Origin of the sequence: Schleiferilactobacillus shenzhenensis LY-73 (assembly GCF_000469325.1) — a bacterium.
In the GTDB taxonomy this organism is placed as follows: domain Bacteria; phylum Bacillota; class Bacilli; order Lactobacillales; family Lactobacillaceae; genus Schleiferilactobacillus; species Schleiferilactobacillus shenzhenensis.
Genome location: NZ_KI271607.1, coordinates 1 through 4216, shown reverse-complemented (window position 1 = coordinate 4216; position 4216 = coordinate 1). Strand labels below are relative to the sequence as shown.

Below are 4216 nucleotides of genomic sequence, written 5' to 3'. Positions count from 1 at the left end.
GCACTTGCTTCGCTTCGCCCGCCCAGCCAGCCGGAGGGCCCAAATCGCCGGGCCTCGCGAGACTTACCCTTGCGCCTGCGGCGGTCGGGTCGTGCCGCGGGGGACGAGTGTGGGGACGAAGACTTCGTGGCCTTGAGGGAGGCCGTTTTCTTCGATCTTGTTCAGCACCATCCGCCCCGTCTCGTAGCCCATCTTCTGGACCGGCTGGCGAATCGTCGTCAGCTGCGGCGACCCGATGCGGTCCAGGAAGACACCGTCGAAACCGATGACACCGTAGTCGTCAGGAATCCGCCCGCCCTGCCGCTGGATCGCCCGCTCCACGCCGATGGCTAACCGATCCGAAGCACAGACGAAGCAGGTGTTCTTTGGAAATTCGGAAAAATGGGCGTCGATCAATGCCTCGCTGAGGTGGGAACGGTTGTCCAGCCGGTAAATCTGCGGCTGGGCATGGTGCACGGTCATCGCCAGTGTATAGCCCTGCTCACGCGACTGGGCGAAGGCTTCGGGCAGATTGATACCGATGTAGACAATGTTGGTGTAGCCGCAGGTCAGGGCGTAATTGGTGCTGGTCTTGATGCCCAGGACGTTGTCGGTGTCGACGTAATCGAAACCCATTTGATTCTCGCCGTACAGGACGATGGGTTTCTCCACCGTCTCCAGCCAGCCGTAATCCTTGTTGCGCATGCCCGTGACCACGTAGCCGTCACAGTTGCCGACTTCCAGACTGTTCTTCGTCACCAGCTGCAGCGCGTAGTTTTTCTCATCGAGGGCATCGGCTAAGCCGGCCAGTAAATTCATATAATAAGGTTCCACGGTGTCCATCTTCTCCAAAATGAACAATTTCACAATTTGCGTGCGGTTATTGGCCAGTGCCTTGGCTGCGATGTTAGGCTGGTAGTTCAGGTCGTTCATCGCGGCATAGACGAGCTCCCGCAGCTCCCGTGTCACTTTTTCCGGGTGGTTGATCACCCGGGACACAGTCATTTTAGAAACGTGGGCTTTCGCCGCCACATCGCCTAAAGTCGCCATGCTGATCCCTCTTTCTGTTATCCTGCTGAGCACGTCCCGCCAATGTTTTCTTGCACCGGCTGTTGGTTTGTACTAAGCTAATTCTATTGATGTGAGGAGTTGATTAAATGTCCCAAGAAATTACGGCGGATCAAATCGCCGCATATGCGCAGGAAACCCAAGCCCAACCGGCGGCATCTGTTCTGGCCGGCGCCACCCAGAAAAACGGAATCAATGCCGCCAGCTATAACAATGCTGTTGCGGACAAGTTAGACCCGACGTTCTCTGTTGAGGTCGATACCGGCGCTGTCAGCAACCAGAAACGCTCCGGCCGCTGCTGGCTGTTTGCCGCGCTCAACATGCTGCGCCACGAATTCGCCGCGACCCACAAGGTCAAGGACTTTGAGCTGTCTCAGAACTACAACTCATTCTATGACCGGCTGGAAAAGGCCAACTGGTTCTATGAGCAGATCATCGCCACGGCGGATCGTCCCCGGACGGACCGCAATGTGGCCGCCCTCTTCGCCGACCCGGATTCCGATGGCGGCCAGTGGACCTACGCCATTGCGCTGACCCAGAAATACGGCGTCGTGCCCAAGAGCGTGATGCCGGAAACAGCCAGCTCGGAAGCGACGACTCAATATTCCAGCGTCTTGAACACCAAACTGCGTAAAGATGCCATCGCGCTGCGCCAAATGATCCAAGACGGCGCTGGGGAGACGGCAGTCGAAGCCAAGAAGAACGACTTCATGGCCGAAGTCTACCGCATCACGACTTACGCGTTCGGTACACCGCCCACGGAATTTACCTATCAGTACCGCGACGATGACAAGAACTTCCACACCATCACAGCGACCCCGCTCGAATTTCTGAACAAGGAATTCAAACAGCACCTGAATGATTACGTGTGCTTCGCCAGTTCCCCGCAAGCGGATAAGCAGTACAACGTGCGTTACACCATTGACCGCCAGGGGAACGTCGTCGGTGCCCCCGGGACCGAATTTCTGAACGTCGCCCCGGACCGCTTGAAGGCCCTGTGCGTCCAAGCCCTCCAGGACAACACACCGATCTGGTTCGGCTGCGATGTCACGGAAGAAATGGACCGGACCGCCGGCTACTTGGCCGCTGACCTGTACGCGACAGACGACCTGTTCAACATTCACGTGAACCGGGACAAAGCAGTCCGCTTGGATACCAAGCAGGGTCAAGTCTCCCACGCCATGACGCTGACCGGGGTGGACCTGGTCAACGGGGCCCCCACCAAGTGGAAGGTGGAGAATTCTTGGGGCGATAAGAACGGCCACAAAGGTTATTTTACCATGGATGATGCGTGGTTTAACGCGTACGTCTACGAGGCCGTCATTCCCACCAAGTACATGACGGCTGAGGAAACGACGGCCTGGGCCAAAGCGCCCACCGTCCTGCCGGCTTGGGACGCCCTCAGTTAAGGTTGTCCACGGCTCATTTTCCATGTAGTATGGAGACATGCCGTCGCCTTTCTTCATTAGAAAAGCAGACAAACGGCATGGCGAATCGTTCACACATTAGGAGGTCACACATTGGCAAAAGAAATTACTGCCCAGGATATCGCTGGGTATAAAGAAGCAACTGCCAAGACACCGAAGTCCAGTGCCTTGCAAAACACCGTGATGAAAAACGGCATCCTGGCATCCAGTGAAAACATGGCCAGCCAGGTCGCCATGGACCCGGTCTTCTCTGTTGAGATCGACACCGGTTCCGTCGCTAACCAAAAGCAATCCGGCCGCTGCTGGATGTTCGCGGCGCTGAACACCATGCGCCACCCGATCCAAGCCCAGTACAAGCTGAAGGGCTTCGAGCTGTCGCAGAACTACACCAACTTCTGGGACAAGTTCGAGAAGTCTAACTGGTTCTACGAGAATGTCTTAGCCACCGCAGATCTGCCCCTGGGCGACCGCAAAGTCGACTTCCTCATGGCCACTCCGCAGCAAGACGGCGGCCAGTGGGACATGCTGATGGCCTTGATCGAGAAGTACGGTGTCGTGCCCCAGAGCGTGATGCCGGAAACGTACAACTCCTCCAAGTCCAGCGAGCTGAACAACACATTGAACCTGAAGCTGCGCGGCGATGCCGTGAAACTGCGGGAGATGGTGGCGAATAAGGCCAGCGAGGCCGACATCGCTGCCGCCAAGTCCAAGATGCTGTCTGAAGTTTACCGCATCCTGGTTTACAGCCTGGGCAACCCGCCGACGAAGTTCGACTGGGAATACAAGAATGATGACAAGGAATATACCTATGACCGGGACCTCACCCCGCAGACTTTCTTCCGCAAGTATGTCGGCTGGAATACCCCGGATTATATCTCCATCATCAACTCTCCCACGGATGACAAGCCGTATAAGCACGTCTACACCGTGGAGTTCCTGGGCAACGTGGTGGGCGGCCGCCAAGTCCGCCACCTGAACCTGGACATCGACACCTTCAAGGCATTGGCCGTGAAGCAGCTGCAAGCCGGCGAGACTGTCTGGTTCGGTTCCGATGTGGGCAAGAGTTCTGAACGCCAGAAGGGCATCATGGACACTGACTTCTACAATGTTGACGGCCTCTTCGACGTTGACCTAACGATGACCAAGGCCCAGCGCCTGGACTACGGCGAGTCCCTGATGACCCACGCCATGGTCTTGACCGGTGTTGACCTGGTGGACGGCAAGCCCACCAAGTGGAAGGTCGAGAACTCCTGGGGTGACAAGGTCGGCGACAAGGGCTACTTCGTCATGAGCGACAAGTGGTTCGACCAGTTCGTCTACCAAGTCGTCATCAACAAGAAGTTCCTGCCGGCTGACCTGAAGCAAGCCTTCGAGTCCGAATTCGACAAGCCCAAGGTCCTGGCACCGTGGGATCCGATGGGTGCGTTGGCACTGTAATTGAATGATTCACTGAGAAAAGCCCCGGTTTGCGCCGGGGCTTTTTTGTTATGGCGGAACGATTGGTGAAACGGTTGCTTTTGGGTATTGGCGCCCGGTGATTACGATCTGGTCATCTCTCCCTGTTCCGGAAAGTGGTGTCGGTATAATTGTTCTAATTCTGTATTATCCGCAAAAGTGATTGGTTGGATCTGCTGGTTGACGAGAATAAACCCTTGGTGCGTGACTCGTGCCAGCTCGTCTAAATTATGTGAGGCCACCAGAACGGTGTGCTGCGATTGACCTTCCTGCAGAATTGTCCGGCG

At 56.4% G+C, this 4216-nt stretch carries 3 protein-coding genes and 1 pseudogene; 2 read left to right on the top strand and 2 right to left on the bottom strand.

What is annotated here, in order from left to right:
- Positions 1-63: 63 nt before the first annotated feature.
- Entirely contained in the window at positions 64-1029 is a 966-nt protein-coding gene (locus tag L248_RS13010) for a LacI family DNA-binding transcriptional regulator (protein WP_022530717.1), read from the bottom strand.
- Between the two features lie 107 nt (positions 1030-1136).
- On the opposite strand from L248_RS13010, the gene L248_RS13005 reads away from it, so the two are divergent.
- Together L248_RS13005 and L248_RS13000 are read left to right on the top strand one after the other, a co-directional pair.
- Positions 1137-2456 carry a C1 family peptidase gene (locus L248_RS13005; RefSeq protein ID WP_022530716.1) on the top strand — a complete coding sequence of 440 codons (1320 nt, stop codon included), beginning with the start codon at positions 1137-1139 and terminating at the stop codon, positions 2454-2456.
- 111 nt (positions 2457-2567) lie between these two features.
- A complete protein-coding gene (locus L248_RS13000) occupies positions 2568-3911 on the top strand; it encodes a C1 family peptidase (protein ID WP_022530715.1) in 1344 nt (447 codons plus the stop codon).
- A gap of 101 nt (positions 3912-4012) precedes the next feature.
- On the opposite strand, the pseudogene L248_RS16245 reads toward L248_RS13000, so the two are convergent.
- A pseudogene (locus L248_RS16245) lies at positions 4013-4216 on the bottom strand (hypothetical protein); the annotation flags it as partial.

Excerpts from the sequence above, each read along its gene's own strand:
- L248_RS13005 (WP_022530716.1), top strand. The coding sequence starts at position 1,137 with ATGTCCCAAGAAATTACGGCGGATCAAATCGCCGCATATGCGCAGGAA.
- L248_RS13010 (WP_022530717.1), bottom strand. The coding sequence starts at position 1,029 with ATGGCGACTTTAGGCGATGTGGCGGCGAAAGCCCACGTTTCTAAAATG.